Origin of the sequence: Pseudoalteromonas sp. 20-MNA-CIBAN-0454 (assembly GCF_040308685.1) — a bacterium.
GTDB classification, from domain to species: Bacteria; Pseudomonadota; Gammaproteobacteria; order Enterobacterales; family Alteromonadaceae; genus Pseudoalteromonas; species Pseudoalteromonas nigrifaciens.
This window is the reverse complement of sequence record NZ_JBEOOB010000008.1, coordinates 65,237-90,229: the sequence shown is the minus strand read 5'-3', so window position 1 is coordinate 90,229 and position 24,993 is coordinate 65,237. Positions and strand designations below refer to the sequence as shown.

General features: G+C 39.8%; 21 protein-coding genes. 17 read left to right on the top strand and 4 right to left on the bottom strand.

What is annotated here, in order from left to right:
- The first annotated feature begins 134 nt into the window (after positions 1-134).
- The 6 genes from AAEZ22_RS05760 (at position 135) to hflX (ending at position 7,226) form a co-directional block, all read left to right on the top strand.
- Positions 135-1,352, top strand: a complete 1,218-nt coding sequence (locus tag AAEZ22_RS05760; RefSeq protein ID WP_309217160.1) for a lipoprotein-releasing ABC transporter permease subunit — start codon at positions 135-137, stop codon at positions 1,350-1,352.
- On the top strand, positions 1,345-2,043 hold the full coding sequence (gene lolD / locus AAEZ22_RS05755; protein ID WP_309217093.1) for a lipoprotein-releasing ABC transporter ATP-binding protein LolD: 699 nt from the start codon (positions 1,345-1,347) through the stop codon (positions 2,041-2,043). Before AAEZ22_RS05760 ends, lolD begins: the two co-directional genes overlap by 8 nt.
- Positions 2,033-3,277 (top strand): lipoprotein-releasing ABC transporter permease subunit, encoded by a 1,245-nt coding sequence (locus AAEZ22_RS05750; protein ID WP_309217095.1) that lies wholly within the window; start codon positions 2,033-2,035, stop codon positions 3,275-3,277. The genes lolD and AAEZ22_RS05750 overlap by 11 nt, the downstream gene beginning before the upstream one ends.
- Before the next feature lie 134 nt (positions 3,278-3,411).
- Positions 3,412-3,885: a YehS family protein gene (locus AAEZ22_RS05745; protein WP_011328072.1), complete on the top strand. Its 474-nt coding sequence runs from the start codon at positions 3,412-3,414 to the stop codon at positions 3,883-3,885.
- A gap of 433 nt (positions 3,886-4,318) precedes the next feature.
- Positions 4,319-5,671, top strand: a complete 1,353-nt coding sequence (gene gdhA, locus AAEZ22_RS05740) for an NADP-specific glutamate dehydrogenase (protein ID WP_011328073.1) — start codon at positions 4,319-4,321, stop codon at positions 5,669-5,671.
- Between the two features lie 208 nt (positions 5,672-5,879).
- Positions 5,880-7,226 (top strand): GTPase HflX, encoded by a 1,347-nt coding sequence (gene hflX, locus AAEZ22_RS05735; RefSeq protein ID WP_309217096.1) that lies wholly within the window; start codon positions 5,880-5,882, stop codon positions 7,224-7,226.
- 264 nt (positions 7,227-7,490) lie between these two features.
- On the opposite strand, the gene AAEZ22_RS05730 is transcribed toward hflX, so the two are convergent.
- Positions 7,491-9,224 carry an AMP-binding protein gene (locus tag AAEZ22_RS05730; RefSeq protein WP_309217097.1) on the bottom strand — a complete coding sequence of 578 codons (1,734 nt, stop codon included), beginning with the start codon at positions 9,222-9,224 and terminating at the stop codon, positions 7,491-7,493.
- Between the two features lie 182 nt (positions 9,225-9,406).
- Positions 9,407-9,853: a DUF3010 family protein gene (locus AAEZ22_RS05725; RefSeq protein ID WP_011328076.1), complete on the bottom strand. Its 447-nt coding sequence runs from the start codon at positions 9,851-9,853 to the stop codon at positions 9,407-9,409.
- Positions 9,854-10,235: 382 nt separating this feature from the next.
- Between AAEZ22_RS05725 and thrS the strand changes: the two genes are divergently transcribed.
- From thrS to AAEZ22_RS05675, 10 genes are all read left to right on the top strand, one after another.
- Positions 10,236-12,146, top strand: a complete 1,911-nt coding sequence (thrS, locus tag AAEZ22_RS05720) for a threonine--tRNA ligase (RefSeq protein WP_011328077.1) — start codon at positions 10,236-10,238, stop codon at positions 12,144-12,146.
- 61 nt (positions 12,147-12,207) lie between these two features.
- On the top strand, positions 12,208-12,768 hold the full coding sequence (infC, locus tag AAEZ22_RS05715; protein WP_080516827.1) for a translation initiation factor IF-3: 561 nt from the start codon (positions 12,208-12,210) through the stop codon (positions 12,766-12,768).
- A gap of 212 nt (positions 12,769-12,980) precedes the next feature.
- Positions 12,981-13,181: a 50S ribosomal protein L35 gene (gene rpmI / locus AAEZ22_RS05710; protein ID WP_004587840.1), complete on the top strand. Its 201-nt coding sequence runs from the start codon at positions 12,981-12,983 to the stop codon at positions 13,179-13,181.
- Between the two features lie 15 nt (positions 13,182-13,196).
- A complete protein-coding gene (gene rplT / locus AAEZ22_RS05705; protein WP_011328079.1) occupies positions 13,197-13,559 on the top strand; it encodes a 50S ribosomal protein L20 in 363 nt (120 codons plus the stop codon).
- A 273-nt stretch (positions 13,560-13,832) separates the two neighbouring features.
- A complete protein-coding gene (locus AAEZ22_RS05700) occupies positions 13,833-15,650 on the top strand; it encodes a M14 family metallopeptidase (RefSeq protein WP_011328080.1) in 1,818 nt (605 codons plus the stop codon).
- A 1-nt stretch (position 15,651) separates the two neighbouring features.
- The gene (locus AAEZ22_RS05695) at positions 15,652-16,293 is read left to right on the top strand and encodes an MBL fold metallo-hydrolase (protein WP_011328081.1); all 642 of its coding nucleotides are present in this window, start codon (positions 15,652-15,654) and stop codon (positions 16,291-16,293) included.
- Between the two features lie 94 nt (positions 16,294-16,387).
- Positions 16,388-16,846, top strand: a complete 459-nt coding sequence (locus tag AAEZ22_RS05690; RefSeq protein ID WP_011328082.1) for an Lrp/AsnC family transcriptional regulator — start codon at positions 16,388-16,390, stop codon at positions 16,844-16,846.
- A gap of 132 nt (positions 16,847-16,978) precedes the next feature.
- Entirely contained in the window at positions 16,979-18,535 is a 1,557-nt protein-coding gene (locus AAEZ22_RS05685; RefSeq protein WP_011328083.1) for a SulP family inorganic anion transporter, read from the top strand.
- Between the two features lie 200 nt (positions 18,536-18,735).
- Positions 18,736-19,806: a sensor histidine kinase gene (locus AAEZ22_RS05680; RefSeq protein WP_011328084.1), complete on the top strand. Its 1,071-nt coding sequence runs from the start codon at positions 18,736-18,738 to the stop codon at positions 19,804-19,806.
- A complete protein-coding gene (locus AAEZ22_RS05675; RefSeq protein ID WP_089368227.1) occupies positions 19,806-20,630 on the top strand; it encodes a LytR/AlgR family response regulator transcription factor in 825 nt (274 codons plus the stop codon). The genes AAEZ22_RS05680 and AAEZ22_RS05675 overlap by 1 nt, the downstream gene beginning before the upstream one ends.
- A gap of 81 nt (positions 20,631-20,711) precedes the next feature.
- On the opposite strand, the gene pyk is transcribed toward AAEZ22_RS05675, so the two are convergent.
- Positions 20,712-22,148 carry a pyruvate kinase gene (pyk, locus tag AAEZ22_RS05670; protein WP_011328086.1) on the bottom strand — a complete coding sequence of 479 codons (1,437 nt, stop codon included), beginning with the start codon at positions 22,146-22,148 and terminating at the stop codon, positions 20,712-20,714.
- A 337-nt stretch (positions 22,149-22,485) separates the two neighbouring features.
- Here pyk and gnd point away from each other — a divergent pair, with 337 nt between their 5' ends.
- Complete coding sequence (gnd, locus tag AAEZ22_RS05665; protein ID WP_011328087.1) at positions 22,486-23,859, top strand: NADP-dependent phosphogluconate dehydrogenase; 1,374 nt, start codon at positions 22,486-22,488, stop codon at positions 23,857-23,859.
- Between the two features lie 84 nt (positions 23,860-23,943).
- Here the strand turns inward: gnd and ansA are convergent, their stop codons facing one another.
- Positions 23,944-24,954, bottom strand: coding sequence for an asparaginase (gene ansA / locus AAEZ22_RS05660; protein ID WP_011328088.1), 1,011 nt, complete (start codon positions 24,952-24,954; stop codon positions 23,944-23,946).
- Positions 24,955-24,993: the final 39 nt, after the last annotated feature.

Here is a 24,993-nt window from a genome sequence, read left to right as displayed (position 1 = left end):
GGGTTAATCATTTAATTTTTATTCTAGCCAAGTATCAGATTTTTAAATATTTATTACATTTAGTGGCATACCCAAGTACGGATTATTCGTGTTATTATAAGTTACTATTTTTAGGATAAGTGTTTAAAAACAATATGTTTCAACCGGTTAGTTTGTTTATTGGGCTTAGATATAGTCGCTCCTCAAAAGGGAATGCGTTTATTTCATTTATCTCGTTTTTTTCTATTGCCGGTATTGCGATTGGCTTAATGGCATTATTTACTGTCAGTTCAGTAATGAATGGCTTTGAAGGCAGCTTAAAAACCAATATGCTTGGGCTTATTCCGCACGTTGAAGTGCAAGCTAATAAGCGTACTGCAGCGCAAATGAGTAGTTTAAAAGCAGATCTTGAACAATCTCCTTATGTAAGTACTGTAAGCCTTTATCAGCATGGTGAAGCTATATTACAAACCAATAAAGATTTACACGGTGTGTTGCTGCAAGGCTTATATGGCGATGACGGCTCGCTCTATAAAATTACCGATAAAATAGTACAAGGAAATTGGCAAACAGTACTTAATAAAAACTATAGCATTGCCATTAGTCGCTACCTGAGCCGTAAATTAGGTGTTGGTTTGGGAGATAAGCTGCGGGTTATTATGCCAAATGCTTCTACCTATACACCGCTTGGGCGTATGCCTAGCCAACGCTTGTTTAAAATAGCAGCCATTTACGAAACCGGCTCTGAAATTGACATGGGGCTGGCTTTTACCAGTGGTACGTCGTTGCAACGCGTATTAAAGTTGGATCAAAACACTGCACCTAATTTAAGTATTTCTTTGTATGAACCCTTTGCATTGGATGAATTTATACAGGCCAGCAAACTAATATTAAAAGATCATACCTATACAGATTGGCGCAGCAGCCAAGGCACATTATTTGCTGCTGTAGCAATGGAAAAACGGATTATGTCGATGTTATTAGGGCTTATTGTGCTGGTTGCGGTATTTAATATTGTCTCTGCGCTAACGATGATGGTAAGTGAAAAACAAGGCGAAGTCGCTATTTTACAAACTTTGGGTTTAACACCATCGCAAGTACAAAAAGTGTTTATGGTGCAAGGGCTTTATAATGGCGTGATTGGCACCGCAGTAGGGGCATTTTTAGGTGTATTACTTAGTTTATATATTAATGAATTATTAGCATTAGTAGGGTTAAATTTGATGGCAGGTATAGAGTTGCCGGTAAAGTTTGATGTGCCAAGCCTAATTATTATCGCTTGTTCGAGTATTGCTATGAGCTTTTTAGCCACTGTTTACCCTGCGCGCAAAGCCGCAAAAGTAAAACCAGCCGAGGTATTGCGTTATGAATGATTTAGTTATTAGTTGTGAAAATTTAAACAAGGTTTATCAAGATGGTAGTAACCAAGTTGCAGTGTTAAAAGGGGTTAATTTAGCCCTGCAACAAGGTGAAATGCTGGCCATAGTGGGCAGCTCTGGTTCGGGTAAAAGTACTTTATTGCACATACTCGGTACGCTCGATACTGCAACCTCTGGCAGTGCTAAAATTAAAAATCAAGAAGTGGCTAAACTCTCTCGTAAAGAGCAAGCAGCATTTAGAAATAAAAACTTAGGCTTTATTTATCAATTTCATCATTTGCTTATGGAATTTAGCGCGGTAGAAAATGTAGCTATGCCGCTTTTAATTAAAGGACTAAGTGCTAAGGCTGCGAAAGTAGCTGCATTAGAAATGCTTGAAAAAGTGGGCCTAGCGCATCGCAGCTCTCATAAGCCGTCGGCACTGTCTGGTGGTGAGCGCCAACGAGTGGCAATTGCGCGCGCGCTCGTTACTAAACCGGCATTAGTGCTTGCCGATGAGCCAACCGGTAATTTAGATAAACAGAACGCGATTAAAATATACGACTTAATAAATGAGCTTAATAAAAGTTTAAATACCAGCTTTGTGGTGGTAACACACGACTTAGAGCTGGCCGACAAACTCGGTAAAATAGCCTATTTAGATGATGGAAAACTTACTATTAAAGAGTCGCAACATGTTGCTTAGTGCGTTTATAAGTAAACGCTTTAGAGCGTATTCTGGTCATAAAGATGAAAAAAATGGCTTTGTAAGCTTTATAGCTAAAGCATCTACTGTGGGTATTTTATTGGGCGTTGCGGTTTTAATAGTTGCGCTGTCGGTAATTAATGGCTTTGAGCAGCAATTAGTGCATCGCTTATTAAGCGTAGTGCCGCAGGTTGAATATGTAGCGCCTAATAGGCCAATTGCTAATTGGCCACAAAAAGTTGAGCAGCTGCGACAGCAAGATCATGTAACCGGCGCCGCGCCATTTATTGCAGTTAACGGCATGGCGCAATTTAAAAGCCAATTAAAAGCAGTAGAAATACGCGGGGTTGAGCCTTCATTAGAGGGGAGCGTGTCGGCTATTAATCAATTTACCAAAGGCAAATTGGTGAGCCAGCTTGGCATTGATGAAGTTATTTTAGGCAAGCAAATAGTTAACCAGCTCGATGCCAGCGTGGGCGATAGTATTACCTTACTTATTCCTCAAATAGCTCAGCAAGGGCAGTCATTATTAGCCCCTAAGCGAGTAACGCTGTTACTTGCAGGTATTGTTGAAATGGGTGGGCCAATAGACAGCACAGCTGCATTTATCCACCTTAATAAAGCGCAGCAAACATTAGGTTACGATGAAAGCCAAGTAACCGGGCTTCGCCTAAGCGTTGATGACGTATTTACCGCGCATCAAATTGCGCTACGGGTAGGGCAAACCATAGACGACTATGTATACATTTCTAGTTGGTTTAGAACGCAAGGCAGCTTATACCAAGATATACAAATGGTGCGTACCATAGTTTATATTGTGGTGTTTTTAATTATAGCTGTGGCAAGTTTTAATATTGTGTCCTCATTGGTAATGGAAGTACGCGAAAAACAAGGCAATATTGCTATTTTAAAAACCATGGGCGCAAAAGACAGTACCATTTTAGCTACCTTTGTAATGCAGGGGTTAACGCAAGCTTTTGTAGGTGTGGTATTAGGCAGCTTAATTGGTGTGGTACTGGCAATAAATATTAGCGAATTATTTACTTGGCTCAGCCAACTCTTTGGCGCAAACCCACTTCAAGGAGTTTATTTTATAGAGTTTTTACCCAGTAAGTTAGTGTGGCAAGATATTGTGGTAACAGTTGTTGTTACTTTTATTTTAGCGGCGTTAGCTACTATTTATCCGGCGTGGCAAGCAACAAGAGTTGACCCTGCAAAAGTGCTGGGTAATTAGCGGCATTGGTAGCGTGTGCGCTGCTAAATAAAAACTAATAGGGCAGTATTGGCAAGTCTGTTAAACTAGGGCGCTTATTTACAAGCTAACAATAACTAACCATTGGGTTAGCATTTACTACTCTGGGATTTACTTTGACAAATAACGATATTTTACGCCGCATTCGCTACACTTTTAATTTAACCGACACCGCTATGGTAAATGTTTTTGCTGCAGCTGAGCATACGGTTACTACAGAGCAAGTAATTGCTTGGTTAACTAAAGAAGGCGAAGAGGCTTACACTGAAATAAGTGATACAGAGTTTGCAACTTTTTTAAATGGTTTTATTAATACGCAACGTGGTAAGCGCGAAGGCGATCAACCTGCTCCTGAGAGCAAGTTAAATAACAATATTATTTTTATGAAGCTGCGTATTGCTTTAAATATGAAAGCGGAAGATGTGATTGCGACGCTGGCACTCGTTGACTTTAATTTGAGTAAGCATGAGCTAAGCGCGTTTTCTCGTAAAGTAGATAACAAGCACTACCGCGTATGTAACAACCAGGTACTTCGTTTATTTTTAACGGGTGTACAACAGCAGGTTCGTCCACAAAGCACTGCTGAGTAAGCAAGGTAAAGCCATTACTCTTTCAAAACGCTAAAACAGCCCTTGTTTTAGCGTTTTGTTGTTTTTAAGTTAAATATATTTCAATTTGTTACACGCCTACTTTAAAATTGTTCAATACCGCTTAATAAACTAGCAATTGAATGAGATCATTTAAATATCAAGTAATTACCTCCTTTGTTAGCTGTTTGTTTAGTTTTAGCAACTGCGCACTGTATTTTTATATTGTTAAAGTGAATAAAAATTTGGCTAGTCGCTGTTTTATTTTTACACAACAGTAAAATAATTCAACTTGAATGACGTGCAACACCACTCTTTCTAATGGTAAGGTGTATGAAAATTATGATTTTAAAATAGATTTATATTCAAAAAACAAACTCAATCATACTTACCCGAATTCTCAAATTTTAAAAATAGCTTACACGGAAGAATAATTATGAATTATATACATAGTACGATAGCTCAATTAAAGCAAACTAGCCCCGCGCAAAGTGAGTTTTATCAAGCTGTTGAAGAAGTACTAGAATCTTTAGAACCTCTTTTTGCAAAAACTACAAATTATCAAAAAGAAGCCATTATAGAAAGAATGGTAGAGCCAGAGCGTCAACTAATGTTTCGTGTACCTTGGGTTGACGACGAAGGTAATATTCAAGTAAATAAAGGCTATCGCATTGAATTTAGCTCTACCTTGGGCCCATATAAGGGGGGCTTGCGTTTTCACCCGAGTGTTAATGCCAGTATTATTAAGTTTTTGGGTTTTGAGCAAGTGTTTAAAAACTCATTAACCGGCCTACCTATTGGTGGTGGTAAAGGCGGTGCTAACTTTGATCCAAAAGGGCGCTCAGACGGTGAAATAATGCGTTTTTGCCAATCATTTATGAACGAGTTATACCGCCACATTGGCCCAACTACCGACGTACCTGCAGGGGATATTGGTGTTGGCGCACGCGAAATTGGTTATTTGTTTGGCCAGTACAAGCGTTTAACAGGGCGTTACGATGGTGTGTTAACCGGTAAAAGCCTAATGTGGGGTGGCTCGTTAGTTCGTAAAGAAGCAACTGGCTACGGCGCAGTGTATTTTGCAAACTACATGCTACAAAACCGCGATGATAGCCTAGCTGGAAAACGTTGTTTAATTTCGGGCTCGGGTAATGTTGCTATTTATGCGATGGAAAAGCTGTATCAATTAAATGCAAAACCAATTACCTGTAGTGACTCTCGCGGTACGTTATTTCATGACGCGGGTATAGACTTAACGCTTATTAAAGAGTTAAAAGAGCAGCAACGTGGCTGTTTAAGCAAATATAAAGAAAGCTACCCAGAAGCTACTTATATTGCTCGCGCAGATTACCCAGAAGATGGGCATGCAGTGTGGCGTTTTAAAGCCGATGCTGCGTTCCCGTGTGCCACTCAAAATGAGTTAACTCAAGGCGATGCAAAAGCGCTACTAAGCAATGGCTGTATTTTGGTGAGTGAAGGTGCAAACATGCCTTCGACCAAAGACGCGATTGACTGCTTTATTAAAGCCAAAATAGCTTACGGCCCAGGTAAAGCTGCTAATGCGGGCGGCGTTGCAACCAGCCAATTAGAAATGGCGCAAAATGCCAGTATGCAAAGTTGGACTTTTGAAGAAGTGGATGCAAAATTACAGCACATAATGAAAAACATTTTTAATATTGCTAACGAAACAGCGGCAGAATTTGGCCAACCTACTAACCTGTTACTTGGCGCTAATATTGCTGGTTTTCGCCGTGTTGCCGATGCAATGATAGAGCAAGGCGTAGTTTAACTAAAATAGTTTAAAGCAATTGCAGCTTATTGCTGTGAGAGCCTGTACTTAAAAACACCCCATAAATTTAGCTATTTATGGGGTGTTTTATTTAAATAACCGCTTAAGTTAGTTATAACGCTATAAAGCCAAGCTATAACAGCGTAGGATCAGGCTACTTTCGAATGAAAATAGGTTTGCACTTCGCGGTGCATTAACATAAAAAACTATGCAACTAACTGCAAAAGCATCACTTCCTAACGCATTACTTATCTCTATTAGTACACCTCACTTTAAAGGCGATGAAGCAACTGAGTCGCTTGCAGAGTTGGCACGCCTAGTTACCACTCTTGGCTTTAAAGTAGTTGGCACACAATCACAAAAGCAAAGTTCTACCCAAAAAGTAAATGTACTTGGCTCAGGCAAACTGGCTGAAATAGCGCGCCTTACTGGAAATAAAGGTTCTGCTGCAGATGAGGATGAAAATTTTCTTGATGACGATCCATTATCCGACATGCCATCAGAAATTCCATCAGACGGTTTAGATTTTGCTTGTGCCGATGTTGTCGTTTTTGACTGCGATTTAACGCCTTCTCAACTACGTAATGTTGAGAACCAGTTAGGTGTGGAAGTATTTGACCGCACCGGCATAATTATTGAAATATTTAGCCGCCATGCGCGCACTAAAACAGCAAAATTACAAGTTGAAATTGCTCGCCTTAACTATGTAGCGCCGCGTCTGCGTGAAACAACTACCGGCGATAAAGAACGCCAAATGGGTAAGGGTGCAGGTGAGACAACGCTTGAACTTAACCGTCGTAAAGTACGCGACCAATTAGCCGAGTTAAAGCGTGAACTGGTAAATGTTCAAGATGTAATGATGGACAGACGAGAACAGCGCTCAGAGCTATTTTCGGTTGCTTTGATTGGTTATACCAATGCGGGTAAATCGTCGATGATGCGCGCAATTACGGGCAGTGACGTAGAGGGCGAAAACAAGCTTTTTGCTACGCTGGATACCACAGTTCGTGCTTTGTATCCAATAACGCAACCACGCATATTGGTATCTGATACAGTTGGTTTTATTAAAAAATTACCGCATGACTTAGTTGCTTCATTTCATTCAACTTTAGCCGAGGCACATGATGCGTCGTTATTGTTATATGTAGTTGATGCCTCGGATGCGTCTTTTCGCTCACAACTAGATGTAGTGCATAATGTATTGGCAGAAGTGGGCGTACAAGGTAGTAAAAAGTTATTAGTACTTAACAAGTCAGATCAACTTAGCGATGAGCAACAACAAGCATTAATGGCTGAATTTCCTGATGCCATGATGACATCAACACGTAACCCAGCTGATATAGCTAAATTACATAAATACATTGTTGATACAGCACAAAGCGACATGATTGAAGAAGAGGTTATTATTCCTTATACCGCCAAAGGTATAGTGGGTGAAATTCGCTCGAGCATGAGTGTCATTAAAGAAGAATATGAATATAGCCATATTAAGCTCACCGTACGCTCCAATGCGATTGACTTAGAAAGGCTAAAAAAGCGTATGCTTAATTTATAGTTAACCTGAACTCTGGTTAAGAGATTTACTAACATATTGAATCATCGTTATATTTAATTTTATTTTCTCTAGCCAGAGGTTTTCAGTGAAAACAAGGCGAATTTACGCGTCAATAGCTGGCCTATTGCAAGTAAATTCAACGCAGTTAGCGCTGAAAACAGCTGCTTGAGATAAGTTTATTATCCGGAGCTCAGGTTAGTTAGTGCACGTTTGGTATAATAAAAGCACAGCCCAAAACAGGCTGTGCTTTTTTAAAACTGATAATTATGAAAACGCTTTTTCTGCTAACTCTTCTTGCATTTGTTCTCGCATTTTAAACTTTTGCAGTTTACCGGTTACCGTCATAGGGTAATTTTCAACAAAACGAATATGGCGCGGCACTTTAAAATAAGCTAGTTTGTCTTTTAAAAACAACCGTATTTGTGCTTCGTCTAGTTGTGCATCTTCTTTGGGTTGGATCCAGGCGCATACTTCTTCACCGTATTTTTCGTCGCTAATACCAAATATAGCGGCATCTTGAACACCTGGGTAGGTATAAAGCACTTCTTCTATTTCGCGGGGATAAATATTTTCACCGCCGCGAATTATCATGTCTTTAATGCGGCCAACAATACTAACAAAGCCTTCGCTATCCATTACCCCTAAGTCGCCAGAATGCAGCCAACCATCTTGATCTATGGTCGCTTTGGTTTTTTCTTCATCGTTCCAGTAGCAACGCATAATTCCTGCACCCCGACTGCATACCTCACCCGATAGCCCCACGGGTTGAATGTTACCTAGCTCATCAATTATTTTAACTTCGGTATGCGCTAATGCACGGCCTACTGTCGTTACTTGGCGCTCAATAGATGAGTCGGTTTCAGTAATATTATTAATAGGGCTGCATTCAGTTTGGCCATATGCAATAACTACTTCGTGCATATTCATTAAAGTTTGTACTTTGCGCATTACTTGCTCGGGGCAGGTAGAGCCGGCCATTACACCAGTGCGTAATGTACTTAAGTCGTAATCATTAAAGTTACTTAATTCAAGCTCACTAATAAACATGGTCGGTACACCATGCAGTGCTGTACAGCCCTCATTTTGTACTACTTCGAGAGTTGTTTTCGGATCAAATGCATCCCCAGGATAAACGGCTGTAGCGCCTTTGCTCATAGACACTAAACTGCCAAGTACCATACCAAAGCAATGATAAAGTGGCACAGGTATGCATATTTTATCTTTATTGGTAATGTGCATGGCTTCACCAACAAATAATGCATTATTTAAAATGTTTTTGTGAGTAAGCGTTGCCCCTTTGGGGTTGCCAGTGGTGCCAGACGTAAATTGAATATTGATATCTTGATTGCAATTAAGGGTAGCGGCTACTGAATCTAACTGCTGTTTATGCTCTTGAGTTGCAAGTGCGGTTACTTCAGCGAATGAAAACATACCAGGGCTTGCTTCATCACCAATTCTAATGACGTTTTTAAGCGTGGGAAGAGCAGCGGCATTAAGCTGCCCTTTTTCGCACTCTGCTAGCTCTGGCGCTAAACTTTGTAGCATTTGCAGATAGTTACTGCCTTTAAATTCTGAAGCGGTAATTAAGGTAGTGCACTCAACGCTGTTTAAAGCGTACTGCAATTCGCTGGGGCGATAAGCTGGGTTTACACATACCATAATTGCGCCAATTTTAGCGGTGGCGAACTGAGTTAAACACCATTGAATGTTATTTGGCGACCAAATACCTACTCTTTCTCCAGGCTTAATACCCAGTGCTAGTAAGCCCATTGCTAATTGGTTTACTTGATGTTGAAACTCTTTATAGCTCAAGCGTATATTTTGATGGTGCACAACCACGGCTAATGCGTCGGGGGCATTGTCGACAATGCTGTCGAAGTAGTCACCTATGGTTTGCTTGGTTAATGGGGTGCTTTGTATTCCTTTAAAATAACTCTGCAATAGCGGCATAGGGTTTATTTTTTCTATTTCTTTAACCGCTTTTGTTGTTACATTCATGTCATTCTCCGTATCAATAGATATGAATAGCTGAATGATAAATAAACATATATTGTCGACAAAGGGAAGAGGGGTAGACTAATGTCTTAGGTTTGTTGCTGAAAATGAAATAAGTAAAAATAAAGCAAAAAAAAACGCGCCTTACACTGTAAGTACGCGCTTTTAGCAACGACTAAATGAGGTTACATTTCGTCGCTGCGGTAAGTTTTTTTCATAATATAAACGTAAGCGTTTACAAAAGCATTTTCTTGATACTTTTTAAGACCGGTATCCTCAAAATCAATGGGGATAGGGTTGCGCTTAACTTGCTCTTTAATTTCGGTTGTTGTAAATAATTTTACATCAAGGTTTTCGATTAGCTGAATCGCGGTTTCCATTTTAAAACCATTAGCACTACCAGCAAATTTACCTTTTGGAGCACGTTGACGTATTGCAACAGAATCAATTTGGTAATCTTGCATTAGCTTGGCAAAATCAAACTGAAACTTACGCATTACTTCTGTGTCGTTACCGTTACCTAAGGTAAAGCGTGTTTGGCGCACGTCGCGAATATCAAATACGTCATTATCTTTACTTAAAATACAAAGTAGTACATCACTACCGGTAATATCTACACCACATGTTCTCATTACTATTCTCTAATATAACTTAATTACCCAGTATTATACGCAACATCCATTAAATTGCGAGAGTAAGCACTTAAGTCAGTTGTAAATTTAACGGCGATTAGATTTATTATATTGATGCAATAAAATCTGCGCCGAAACATTATTAATTTAGCCTTTATAACAAAATAGCAGGTGTTTTAGCCGCTTTAAACTTGTAATTAGTAGCGTTGCACGCGACAATATCTTTTTTGTAGTTGAGCAGACTCAGCATCTACATTAGCCAAATTTGGCGAAAAATAGTCAATGCTTATTCGTAAGAGCGTTGTCGAGTCATTCTCATTTAATTAATTTAAAAAATACACGTGATACATTGTAGGTGTCACCACTGTAGCAAGGATTTATAATGCCAGTTATTACTCTCCCTGACGGAAGTCAACGTAGTTTTGAAAACCCAGTAAGTACGCTAGATGTTGCCAACGATATTGGCCCAGGACTCGCTAAAGCGACCATTGCTGGCCGTGTTAATGGCGAGCGTGTTGATGCATGTGACCTAATAAGTGAAGATTCGCGCCTTGAAATCATCACCGCAAAAGACGACGACGGCTTAGAAATTATTCGTCACTCGTGTGCACACTTAATTGGGCATGCGGTTAAACAGCTTTTCCCAGATGCAAAAATGGCAATTGGTCCTACTATTGATAACGGCTTTTATTACGATATTGATATGGAACAGTCGTTATCTCAAGATGATCTTGACGCGATTGAAAAGCGTATGTTGCAACTTGCTAAAACAAACTACGATGTAGTTAAAAAAACCGTAAGCTGGCAAGAAGCACGCGATGTATTTGCAGCGCGTGGTGAAACATACAAAATAGAAATTTTGGATGAAAACATCGCTAAAGATGACCGTCCAGGGTTATATCATCACGAAGAATATGTAGACATGTGTCGTGGCCCTCACGTACCTAACATGAAATTTTGCCAAAACTTCAAAATAATGAAAGTAGCGGGTGCATATTGGCGTGGTGATTCAGAAAACAAAATGCTACAACGCATTTACGGCACTGCGTGGGGCGATAAAAAGCAACTTAAAGCGTATTTAAAACGCCTTGAAGAAGCTGAAAAGCGTGATCACCGCCGTATTGGTAAAGCACTTGATTTATGGCATTGGCAAGAAGAAGCGCCAGGCATGGTATTTTGGCACAACGATGGTTGGAGCATTTACCGTGAGCTTGAAGATTTTGTGCGTGAAAAGCTACGTGAATATGATTACGAAGAAGTAAAAGGTCCAATGATGATGGATCGTTCGTTATGGGAAAAATCAGGTCACTGGGAAAAATATGCAGATGCTATGTTTACCACAGTGTCTGAAAAGCGTGAATACGCGATTAAACCAATGAACTGCCCAGGTCACGTACAAATATTTAATCAAGGTTTAAAATCGTACCGCGATTTACCACTACGTATGGCTGAGTTTGGTTGTTGTCATCGTAACGAGCCATCGGGTGCATTACATGGCTTAATGCGCGTACGTGGCTTTACCCAAGATGATGCGCACATTTTCTGTACCGAAGAGCAGATAATGGACGAAGTTTCAGCGTGTATTAAGATGGTTTATGATACATATGAAACATTCGGTTTTGAAAAAATCGTGGTTAAGCTCTCAACACGTCCAGAGCAACGTATTGGTGAAGACCATATGTGGGATAAAGCAGAGCTGGCATTAGCCGAAGCACTTAAACTAAACGAGATTGAATTTGATTACCTACCAGGTGAAGGCGCATTTTACGGCCCTAAAATTGAATTTACTTTGTACGATTGTTTAGACAGAGCGTGGCAATGTGGTACAGTGCAACTAGACTTTGCATTACCGGGTCGTTTAGGCGCAACTTATGTTGCTGAAAATAACGAACGCCGCACCCCAGTTATGATACATCGTGCTATTTTAGGTTCTATTGAACGCTTTATTGGTATTTTAACTGAAGAATACGCTGGTTTATTCCCTACGTGGCTTGCGCCAAAGCAAGTGGTAATTATGAATATTACCGATAAACAAGCCGATTATGTTAAAGAAGTTGTACAAAAATTAAATAAACTTGGAATTAGAGCCACTGCTGACTTGAGAAATGAGAAGATTGGCTTTAAAATCCGAGAGCATACACTTAAGCGTATTCCTTACTTACTTGTTGTTGGCGATAAAGAAGTTGAACAACAAGAAGTAGCAGTACGTACCCGCACAGGTGAAGACCTTGGCAAATTTAATGTTGATGACTTTGTAGCTAAAATTAGCGAAGAGATAAAAAGTCGACAATAAAAAATCGAGCGTGTAAGGCATTTACAAACAGCCAATTACACGCTTACTATTATTGATATTCTTGGAGGAACGTACTATTAGAGGCGGCAAGAAAGGGCAACAAACAGCCCAAAAAAATCGTATTAACGAAGAAATTACAGCTCAAGAAGTTCGCTTAATTGACATTGACGGCGAGCAAGCTGGAATTCAGTCATTAAAAGACGCGCAAACTATGGCTGATGCAGCGGGTGTTGATCTTGTAGAGATTAGCCCGAACGCTGAGCCGCCTGTTTGTAGAATCATGGACTACGGTAAGTTCATCTTTGAAAAAAGCAAAGAACTAAAAGAGCAGAAGAAGAAGCAAAAGCAAATCCAGATAAAAGAAATCAAATTCCGTCCTGGTACGGATGAAGGTGATTATCAGGTTAAGCTGCGCAACTTACGTAAGTTCTTAGAAGCTGGCGATAAAGCTAAAATTACGATTCGCTTCCGTGGTCGTGAAATGGCTCACCAAGAAATTGGTATAGAATTATTAAACCGTATCAAAGGCGATTTGGAGGAGCTTGCAGTTGTTGAGTCTTTCCCTAATCGCGTTGAAGGTCGCCAAATGGTTATGATGATGGCGCCTGTTGCTAAAAAATAATTTTTAAGCGATAATACGCACCGAAAATAGCTCAGGTCTGCAAGTAATATGTAAATATTCACCTGAGTTAACCGGTTTTAAAGTAAGATTGCAGCATTTATGCTGGGTTTTCACCGGAACATGGCAGTAAGTTAGGCCTGAAAGTGGAGCTATAGCAATATATCTCACGCCTGCTTACTAATTTAAATGCAATACAATTTGGAGTTATTGCAATGGCTTATAAGCTAAAAAGTCACAGAGGCGCAGCTAAGCGTTTCAAAAAGACTGCTTCTGGCGGTTTCAAGCGTAAACAAGCGCATCTTCGTCATATTCTGACTAAGAAAACTTCTAAGCGTAAGTTACACCTACGTCCTAAGATGATGGTTCATAAAAATGACCATGGTCTAGTTTCACGTATGTTACCGTTCGCTTAATAGGGGTTTTTAGAAATGGCAAGAGTTAAACGCGGCGTTGTCGCACGTGCACGTCACAAAAAAGTTTTAAAACAAGCAAAAGGTTATTACGGAGCACGTTCACGTGTTTACCGTGTAGCTTTCCAGGCTGTTACTAAAGCGGGTCAATACGCTTACCGTGACCGTCGTGCGAAGAAACGTACTTTCCGTCAATTATGGATTGCACGTATCAATGCTGCTTCACGTCAAAATGGTCTGTCTTACAGCCGTTTTATCAGTGGTCTTAAAAAGACATCTGTAGAAATCGATCGTAAGATCCTTGCAGATATCGCTGTTTATGACCAAGTTGCATTCGCAGCGCTTGTTGAAAAAGCAAAAGAAGGCCTAGCGGCCGCTTAAGCTTTTTTATATAAGTATTAAAAAGGAGCCTATGGCTCCTTTTTTTGTGTTCGGCGTATAGTAATTATTCCGCAGTTTGCTTTTATCATTAGTATAAACTGCATAGTATATTGAATTTTAGTAAATTTATTGTTCCCCTTAATAATTCGCTAAACACAAACAAAGTGCTAAATGTTATTGGCTGCTTTTTTTTGTTGAATCACCGCACTTTCATCATATAAAAATGTTTAATTGATATAATTTATTTAATTAAGGCGTTTGTTAGAGAATTTTATGTTTGCAAGTTTATTGGTTTTATCAGCTAGTGTGGCGTATGACAGCCATTTACCTCCTTTGTTGCCATGGCAAGGGCAAAGCATATCCCTAATGCAAAAAGCAGGTCCACTGACCACTGACTTTGAACTTTCCTCTGGTGAAGCATCACCAAGTTATGCCGAGACGATGGCTTTTGTAGACAGACTGGTTGCTGCGAACCCAACGCAATTTAAAGCTCAAACAATTGGTTACAGCAATAGCCAACGGGCTATAAAAATGTTGATTGCCAGCGAGCAAGGGTATTTTCAAGCCAGTCAAATAGCAAACGATACTAAACCAACCATTTTTGTTCAAGCCGGTATTCATGGCGGAGAAATTGACGGTAAAGATGCCATGTTTATGTTGCTCAGAGATATAGCAACAGGTAAGCGCCGCGATATATTAAAAAACGTTAATATTTTATTTATTCCTATTTTAAACGTAGATGGCCACGAGCGCAGTAGTGCATTTAACCGTATTAATCAGCGCGGTCCGGTAAAAATGGGCTTTAGAACCAATGGCAATAATCTAAATTTAAATCGTGATTTTACTAAACTCGATACACCAGAAATTAAAAGTGTTTTAAAAGTAATTAACGACTACAACCCTAATTTGTATATTGATGTACATGTAACCGACGGTGCAGATTATCAATACGATGTAACCTATGGCTACAATCCGGTGTTTGCTAGCGAGTCGCCGGCGGTATCAGATACACTCAATCAACTTTTTAAACCTTTAATAGATGAAAAGCTGGTATCGCAAGGACATATACCAGGACCACTGGTATTTGTTATGGACAAGCGCGAGTTTAAAAGTGGCCTAGCGGGTTGGGTGGCTACGCCAAGATACTCTAACGGCTGGGGAGACTTAAAGTCATTACCGACCATTCTCGTTGAAAACCATTCATTAAAACCCTATAAACAACGAGTTTTGGGGACGTATGTGTTTTTAGATGGCGCAATAAGTGCGCTTGCTGAGCATAGTAATGAATTATTAGCTGCGGTAAAAAAAGAGCAAGCATTTATTCCTAAGCAACTTAGTGTTAAGCGCGGCTATGCTGAGCAAGCAAACGAAATAGAATTTAAAGGCATAAGTTACGCGCGAGAACAAAATGCACTTTCTGGACAAGTAGAAGTTAAATATTTAGGTAATAAGCAAGACTACACTAATCTTCCTATTTATTGGCAAAAAGAGGTACTGCATACAGTTGAAGTACCTAAAGCATTCTTTATTCCGCCAGTGTATAGCGACCTTGTAGCAAAACTTAAATTGCATGGTGTGGAGTTTACTCAGCTTGAGGGGGTAAATACTCAACCATTAAAAGTAGCGAAAGTAAAAGATTACACTTTTGATAAAGCCCCCTTTGAAGGGCGATTTAGAGTCTCGGCAAACTTTGATTATGTTGCTGCAATTAATGTTGATTTAAATGGCTGGTATCAAGTGAACACGCAGCAAAAAGCAGGCGAGTTGGCGGTGCATTTATTACACCCCGAAGCGCCTGACTCATTTTTTGCGTGGGGCGAATTTAATACTATTTTTCAGCGTACTGAGTACATGGAAAACTATGCATTAATTCCTTATGCCCGCCAAATGCTCAAAAATAATCCTAAATTAGCGCTCGCGTTCGATAAAAAGATTAATGACGATAAGGTATTTGCCAAAGATGCCGATGCGCGCTTAAATTGGTTATATGAGCAGAGCCCATTTTACGATCAAGCTTATTTAAAATATCCAATATTAATGTCTTTTGAAGAAGACATTGTACTTGCTGAGCAAAAAGATAAAGAAATTTAAGATGCATATAATTACAATACCCGTTACTGCTTTTGCACAAAACTGTCGCATTATTGCATGCTCGCAAAGCAAACAAGCTGTGGTAGTAGACCCAGGTGGCGATTACAACAAAATTGTGGCGGCATTAAAACAGCACGATTTAACGTTAACAGCAATTTGGTTAACGCATGGCCATTTAGATCATGTTGGTGCGGCTGATGCCTTGCGTAATACCTATAGCGTAAAAATAATTGGCCCACATAAAGATGAGCACTTTTGGTTTGAAAATTTACCAATGCAAGCACAAATGTTTGGTTTTGCAGCGGTTACTGCTTTTTATCCAGATGAGTGGCTAGCACACGACGATATAATACGCGTTGGGGAGTTGAGCTTTATCGTAAGGCATTGCCCTGGGCATACTCCTGGTCATGTGGTGTTTTATCAGCCACAACAGCAGTGTGTTATTGTGGGTGATGTAATATTTAAAGGCTCAGTAGGGCGCACGGATTTCCCAAAAGGAGATGCTCAGCAGTTAATTACCTCAATTAAAACGCAAATAATGACGCTCCCCGATAATACCCGCATACTTGCAGGGCATGGCAGCGATACGAACGTAGGCTACGAAAAACAAAACAATCCTTTTATAAGTGGGCAGTTTGGTTAATGCTGAGTAAATAAATTTTTTGCCAAAAACAAGCAGACTGTTTTTTAAAACACATGTATAATTTAGCCAGTTTATCTGATAAATAAGAAATAAAATGTCTCTAAATCACGTAGATCGCCAAATTTTGGCACTTTTGCAGCAAGATGCTAGTTTATCAACCGCTGAAATAGCAGATAAAGTAGGTTTGTCGCAATCTCCTTGTTGGCGCCGTATTGCTAAGCTAGAGCAAGATGGTTACATAAAAAGTAAAGTTGCACTTTTAGATGAGAAAAAGCTGGGCTTTGATATGCTGGTTTATGCTCACGTGCGTTTATCGAACCATGGTAAAAAGAATCTTGCTGAATTTGAAAAACTAATATTGAGTTACGATCAAGTAACGGAATGTTACACTATGGCAGGCACCATGGACTTTATGCTGCGTATTATTTCACAAGGTATTGAGGGCTATGAGCACTTTGTACGTGATAACTTGCTTAGCTTAGAGTACGTTCAAGAAGTACATTCTAATGTGACCATGACTTGCGTTAAACGCAGTACCGCTCTACCTCTGTAACCAAATATCTATTAACGCTAAGTACTTATTACTTAGCGTTAATGCCCTACTGACAATTGTTAACTGGGCGCTAATTTGATAGAATTCAGCGCTTTTTTTGTTACCCGTCTATGAAAACACTTGAGGAACTCAATGTTTAACTTACTCAGCAAAGCGCCAAGCTCTGCTAAAAACGATATCCTATCTGGATTAACCGTGGCATTAGCCTTGGTCCCAGAAGCTGTTGCGTTTGCCTTTGTTGCAAATGTAGAACCTTTAGTTGGACTCTATGCCGCGTTTATCGTTGGTTTAATTACGGCTATTTTCGGTGGTCGCCCTGGCATGATTTCTGGCGCAACCGGAGCCTTAGCTGTTGTTATGGTAAGTTTAGTATTTGATCATGGGGTTGAATATTTATTTGCCACTGTGCTGCTAATGGGCATACTGCAAATACTGGCTGGAGTTTTTAAGCTCGGAAAGTTTATTCGTATGGTGCCGCATCCGGTAATGCTTGGCTTTGTGAACGGCTTAGCCATCGTTATATTCTTAGCTCAGTTGGGGCAGTTTAAAGTTCCCGATGGCATGGGCGGTCAGCAATGGATGACAGGGAATCCTCTGTATATTATGTTGGGGTTAGTGGCACTAACCATGGCTATTATTCATTTTTTACCTAAATTAACTACAGCAATCCCATCGTCGTTAGTTGCTATTGTAACAGTTACAGCCTTGGTTATTGGCTTTGATTTAGAAGCGCACACTGTACTTGATTTCCTAAAAGGGATGACCGGCGATGAAGCGGTAACGATTGCTGGCGGTTTACCTGAATTTCATATTCCTATGGTGCCATTTACCCTAGATACTTTTATTATTATTTTTCCTTATGCACTTATTTTAGCGGCAATTGGTTTAATTGAGTCTTTATTAACGCTGAGCCTAATTGACGAAATAACAGAAACGCGTGGGCATAGTAACAAAGAATGTATAGGCCAAGGCGCTGCAAATATTACCTGTGGCATGTTTGGTGCTATGGGCGGTTGTGCCATGATAGGTCAGTCAATGATCAATATTAACTCAGGTGGGCGTTCGCGTTTATCGGGCATTAGTGCTGCGCTAATATTACTTGCGTTTATTATTTTTGCCTCAGGTTTAATTGAAATGATCCCACTGGCTGCTTTGGTTGGTGTAATGTTTATGGTGGTGTTGGGTACTTTTGAATGGGCAAGCTTTAAAATGATGAAGCGTGTACCACTGTCTGATGCATTTGTAATTGTATTAGTGTCGGGTGTTACCGTTATTACCGACTTAGCCATTGCAGTGTGTGTGGGTGTGATTGTATCGGCATTGGTATTTGCTTGGCAGCATGCAAAGCATATATACACAACCAACTATATTGATGAACAAGGTGCTAAAGTATATGAATTACATGGACCGCTGTTTTTTGGTTCGGTTAAAAACTTTGTTGAATTATTTGATGTAAAGAACGACCCTAACGATATTATTATTGAATTTAAATATAGTCGTGTGGCCGATCACAGTGCCATTGAGGCAATTGACAGCTTAGCTGATAAATATAAAAAAGCAGGCAAAAAATTACACCTACGACACTTAAGTAAAGACTGTACGCAACTGCTGCATAAAGCACGCGATTTAGTTCAAGTTAATGTAATTGAAGATCCAACCTATAAAGTGGTATCAGATAAGCTTGCTTAATTTAAATTAAATTAAGCAATAATTTAGTAAATAAATACGTTAAAAGCGAAAGGTTTATTCCTTTCGCTTTTTTATGCGTAACAATAGATACGATCAATACCTGTTTGCGGCAAGGCTCTTAAAAAGCAAGATGGTTGGTAGTGCTAAGCGTTTACATAACTCGATATAATAGTGACAAATACACAGGGTAATAATTTATTTTGAATTGGCAATCTTTGATTGATAACAGACAGCGTTTTTTTTGGCTCTTGCAAGTAGCAGGCTGGATTGGTTACGCCTTGGTAAATTATATCGGCTCTAAAGTATTTGAGATGCGCGATATTTACGTATTTGTTATTTTATTAAATGCCTACGCAGGCTGTTTAATGACAGTGCCGCTGCGCTATATTTACCGAAAAATTTGGCATGCCTCACCTTGGGTATTAATGCTGGTTGTATTTAGTGCGTCCTATATTACGGGCACTTTATGGGCTGTGGTACAAAAATTTAATTTATGGGAAATATACCGCCATGGCTATCGGCCAGAAGAATGGTTTTACTACCTACAGCAAGGCTTAGATTCGGTATACATAATTTTATGTTGGAGTGGTTTATACTTTGGCGTTAAGTATTACCAGCTATTACAAAGTGAGCGTCAAAAAGCACTAAAAGCCACTACCATGGCGCACGAAGCTCAATTAAAAATGCTTAGGTATCAGTTAAATCCGCACTTTTTATTTAATACCCTCAATGCTATTTCTACATTAATTTTGGTAAAAGAGAACAAAGATGCTAATTTAATGGTGTCAAAATTAAGCGACTTTTTACGTTATACACTTAATACAGATCCAATTAAAAAAGTGCCGCTAGAGCAAGAGTTACATGCCTTAATGCTTTATTTAGAAATAGAGCGAGTGCGGTTTGATGAACGCTTAAAAGTAAATATAGAAATTAGTGAGCAAGCAAAGCAGGCATTAGTGCCGAGCTTGATTTTACAACCTATTATAGAAAATGCGATTAAGTATGCAATTGCACACTTAGTAGAGGGCGGTGTAATAGATATTAAGGCGCAAGTGTTTGCTAATGAATTATTACTTGAAGTAGGTGATAATGGACCAGGAACAGAACTAATTAATGGTCAGTTGGTAAATGCTCAAGGTGTAGGCGTTGCAAATACCAAGGATAGATTAAAAACGCTCTACGAAAATAATTATTCGTTTGTATTATCGCATAATACGCCAAGTGGGTTAAAAGTTAATCTGCGAGTACCGTTTGAGAAGGCAGTAAAGTAATGATAAAAATAAAAACACTTATAGTTGATGATGAGCCATTAGCACGTAGAGGCTTAGCTGTAAGGCTTGAAGAGTTTGCTGACATTGAAGTGATCAAACAATGTAGTTCCGGTGCCGATGCGATTGAAATATGTAAAAATCAAAAAATAGATCTCATTTTTTTAGATATTCAAATGCCTGGTATGAACGGTTTTGAAGTTGCACGCGCGTTAAGCGAAAGTACACGAGTATTACCAGCTATTGTTTTTGTTACTGCTTTTGATCAGTTTGCAGTTAAAGCATTTGAAATACATGCTTTAGATTACATTTTAAAACCCGTTGATGACAACAGACTTAAGCAGGCGGTAGAAAAAGTGCATACTTATTTAAAAACGCAGCAAGACAACGCCCATAAGAAAAAACTAGCAAGCTTTGTCGCTGGGATCACAGGTAATAATTGCGAAGAAATACTTAAAAAATTAGCCACAGGCGACACATTAACTGATAGACGTTACCCAGAGTCGCTTGCCGTAAAAGAGCAGGGCGAAATAATTCGTGTGCCAGTTGTTACTATTCAATGGGTTGATGCTGCGGGTGATTATATGTGCCTACATTGCCAAGATGGGCAAACGCATATATTACGTAAAACCATGAAAGAGCTTGAACAAGAGCTTGATCCGCAGTTGTTTGTACGCGTGCATCGCAGTGCAATTGTAAATACTAAACAAATCAGTAAATTGGTCACTCAAGTAAGTGGTGAATATTTATTAGTACTTGAAAACGGTCAAGAGCTTAAAGTAAGCCGTAGCTACCGCGATAAAGTAAAAGCAGCATTAGCGAGTTAATATTTCAGTTAGTGATTGTAGAGTAGATACAAAAAAAGCGAGCTAAGCTCGCTTTTTGTATTTAAGTTACTGTATTAAATATTAGCTTACAGTAACAATTTTCATGGTGTTAGTTGCGCCCACAGTTTCCATAGAGTCACCGTGCGTAATAATAACTGTATCGCCAGACTCTAAAGCACCTTGTTCAACAAGTGTTGCAAGTGCCGCTTTAACCATGCCGTCTTTTTCAGTTTTAGTAGAATCAAAAAATACTGGATAAACACCACGGTATAGCGCAGTTTGTCCTAGTGTACTGGCATGGCGAGATAACGAGTAAATAGGTAAACCTGAGCTAATACGCGACATTAATTTAGCCGTACTACCTGATTCAGTTAAGGTAACAATTGCTTTTACTGAATCTAAGTGGTTTGCTGCATACATAGCCGAAAGGGCGATAGATTCTGCATTACTTGAAAAACGACTGTCTAAACGATGTTTAGAAACATGCGTTTCTTTTTGCGACTCAGCACCTAAACAAACTCGCGCCATAGTTGCAACGGTTTCTTCAGGATAATCCCCCGCGGCTGTTTCAGCCGAAAGCATTACGGCATCAGTACCATCAAGCACTGCGTTGGCAACATCCATTACTTCAGCACGTGTTGGCATTGGATTGTCGATCATCGACTCCATCATTTGCGTCGCAGTAATAACGGTACGGTTTAATGAGCGCGCACGGCGAATAATGAGTTTTTGCTTGCCCATTAGCGCGGCATCACCAATTTCAACACCTAAATCACCGCGGGCAACCATGACCGCATCAGACGCAAGAATAATATCATCAACGGCTTCTTGTGTTTCAACGGCTTCTGCACGTTCAATTTTTGCCAATAACTGCGCTTTTGAACCTGCGGCTTCAGCCAGTGAGCGTACGTAGCGCATATCATCGCCACTGCGTGGGAATGAAACGGCTATATAGTCAACGTCAATTTCTGCAGCTGTAAGTAGGTCTTCTTTGTCTTTTTCTGTAAATGCCGGCGCAGTTAAGCCGCCGCCTAAACGGTTAATCCCTTTATTGTTAGATAAAACACCGCCAACAGTTACAGTACAATGTACTAAGTGGCCAACAACTTCGTTAACGCGTAGCTGAATAAGGCCATCGTTTAACAGCAGTAAATCATTAGCGCTTACATCGTTAGGTAGTTCTTTGTAATCTATACCAACAGCGTTAATATCGCCTTCGCCTAACTCCATTTTTGCATCAAGGGTAAATTTGGCACCAACAGCAAGGGTTACTTTACCTTCTTTAAAGGTAGAAACACGAATTTTAGGGCCTTGTAAGTCAGCAAGAATAGCAATATGTTTACCTAAGCGTTTAGCAATTTCGCGTACCGCTTGGGCGCGGTCTTTATGATCTTGTGCCACACCGTGCGAGAAGTTTAAACGTACGACATTTGCACCTGCGCAAATAATTTTTTCTAAGTTGTTATCTCTATCAGTAGCAGGCCCTAGTGTCGCGACTATTTTTGTGCGTCTTAGCATTTAATTCTCCTGTATGCTTAATTTTAAGCAGATTGACGGTTATTTTGTTTTATAAAGCAGTTACCATTAGCAGGTAAAGTTTTAGTTATGGGCAATTTTTATTGTATTGCCACTATTATATACAAAATGAATGTGCGATCATTATGACACCGGTGTCAGGGGGCGTCAATGATCTATAAATTTTTAATCTAGCGACTATTTCTCCCCCTGAGTCCGCTGTTGTTTGATATAATTACATTGTGATAAAAGTATATTTTTTTGCTCATGATATAATACACGTGCCAAAGTATTTATTTAAATTAACTAACCAATTAGTTGTTACCGAGGAGGGCACTAAATGCAAGTTGCATTAGTAGGGTTAGGCGTTATGGGGAAAAACCTTGCCCTAAACTTAATTGAAAAGGGCATAACGCTGGTCGCTTATGACAAAAACCCCCATGCGGGTGAAGAGTTATTGAGCTGCGCTAAGTCAGAAGGTTTAGCTGATAAGCTGCACATTGTTTCTGATTTAGGAGACATGGTTAGACGTTTAGAAGCACCGCGTTCTATTTTGTTGCTTGTTCCTGCGGGCGAGTTGGTTGATGCTGTATGCAGTGAGCTAATAGAAGCAGGCGTACAGTGCAGCGATATTATAGTTGACTGTGGTAACAGTAATTATAAAGACGGTATTAACCGCAAGCTTAAATACCAAAATAAATTTGAGTTTGCCACTATGGGGATTTCAGGCGGCGCAGAAGGTGCTCGTCATGGTCCTGCTATGATGGCAAGCGGATCTGAAGGTGGTTGGGAGCGTGTCGAGCCATGGTTTACAAAGGTTGCTGCAAGTTATAAGGGTGAATCATGTTTCGCTCGTGTGGGCCAATCAGCCAGTGGTCACTTTGTAAAAATGGTTCATAACGGCATTGAATATGCGCTAATGCAACTTATTGCTGAAGTGTATCAATTGCTGCGTCATGGCACTGGGCGTTCACCTAAAGAAGTAGCAGAAATTTTTGACGAATGGTCGCAAGAGCATTTAAACAGCTACTTATTGTCTATTTCTAGCCACATATTGTCACTTGAAAATCAAAATAATGTACCACTTGTGGACTTAATTGATAATAAAGTGGGCGCTAAAGGTACAGGTTTATGGACTGCGCAAAATGCATTAGAGCTTGGTATTGCAGTACCGTCTTTAGTAGCTGCAGTGCAAGCACGTCATTTAACGAATGTTTATGACACAACTGCTGCACAAGAGATGACTTACGCCGATAGAGCAACTACTAAAGTTGAAATTGACTTAGTTGAGCTTAAAGATGCATTTACCTTAGCGAGTTTACTTGCTTATCGCCAAGGTTTGGCTTTAATTAAAGGCGCGTCGCGTACGCATCAGTGGAAAGTAGATTTGTCTAAAACACTGCAAACATGGCGTGCGGGTTGTATTATTCGTGCTGATTATTTAGATAGTGTTGCACAAGGCGTTGAATTTATTGACACCCTTGATAAAGAAGTATTTGCACTGCGTAAAATAACAGGCCAAGCAATGATGACAGGCTTAGCGTTTCCGGTGCTTAGCTCATCGCAAACTTACTTTGCTACATTAACCACTCCAAGTAATGGGCATTTAGTACAAGCCCAGCGTGATTACTTTGGTGAGCATGGGGTTAAAACCCATACAGGTGAAGTGTGTCATTTAACAGACCTAGTTGAGATTGACGCGAAAGTACGTTAATCAACCAGAGTGCAGGTTAATTATTAAAACGACAAAAAAAGCACGCTAAATTTAGCGTGCTTTTTTAATTTTAAGTCCGCTAAATTAACGGGTTAACTCACCGCGTAAATTGTCTTGCATTAAATGGCGAATTGTCTCTACTTCAAGGTTTTGGCTTAATAAGTAATGCAGCTTAGTTAAGCAAGCCTCTAATGTCATATCGTAACCACTGATCACACCTATATTAAGGAGCGCGTTACCCGTTGCATAGCCGCCCATATTTACATGACCTTTTATGCATTGGGTTAAATTTATAATAATAACGCCGCGCTTGCTGGCTTGCTCTAAAATAGTTAAAAATTCAGGATCTTGTGGTGCGTTGCCCACGCCAAAACTTAATAATACCAATGCTTTAATGCTACCGTTTACTAAGCTTTTCACAACCTCGGTACTAATACCCGGATATAAATGCAGCACACCAATAGGCTGCGTTGTAATGGGGGTTACTTGTAAATCGTTTTCAACATAGGGGCTTAATTGGCCTTTTATAAGTTGAATATTAATACCAGAAAGCGCTAAAGGCTCAAGGTTTGGTGAGGCAAATGCATCAAATCCATCGGCATGGGCTTTAGTGGCTCGATTACCACGAAACAACTGATTATTAAAAAATAAGCTTACTTCAGCAATAGGGTAGTTTGCTGCTAAGTACATAGCATTGAGTAAATTCACTTGCCCGTCTGAGCGCAATTGCGACAAGGGAATTTGTGAGCCGGTAACGATTACAGGCTTAGTTAAGTTTTCAAACATAAAAGATAAGGCGGCGGCGGTATACGCCATAGTGTCGGTGCCGTGGAGGACAACAAAGCCATCATAGTCTTGATATTTGTTTTTTATATCATCTGCTATTAACTGCCAGTGAGCAGGCGTCATATCAGAGGAATCAATTAAAGGGCAATACTCGTGAATATCAAAAAGTGGCATTTCTTCACGGTTAAATTCTGCATTATTGACCACAGTCTGAGTTAAGAACCCTTCTGCAGGAATATAGCCGCGACTCGATTTTTTCATCCCAATTGTACCGCCAGTGTAAGCGATGTAAATGCGTTTACGTTTCATAAAAAAAGCCCAGTAAAATAACTGGGCTTAGTATAACTT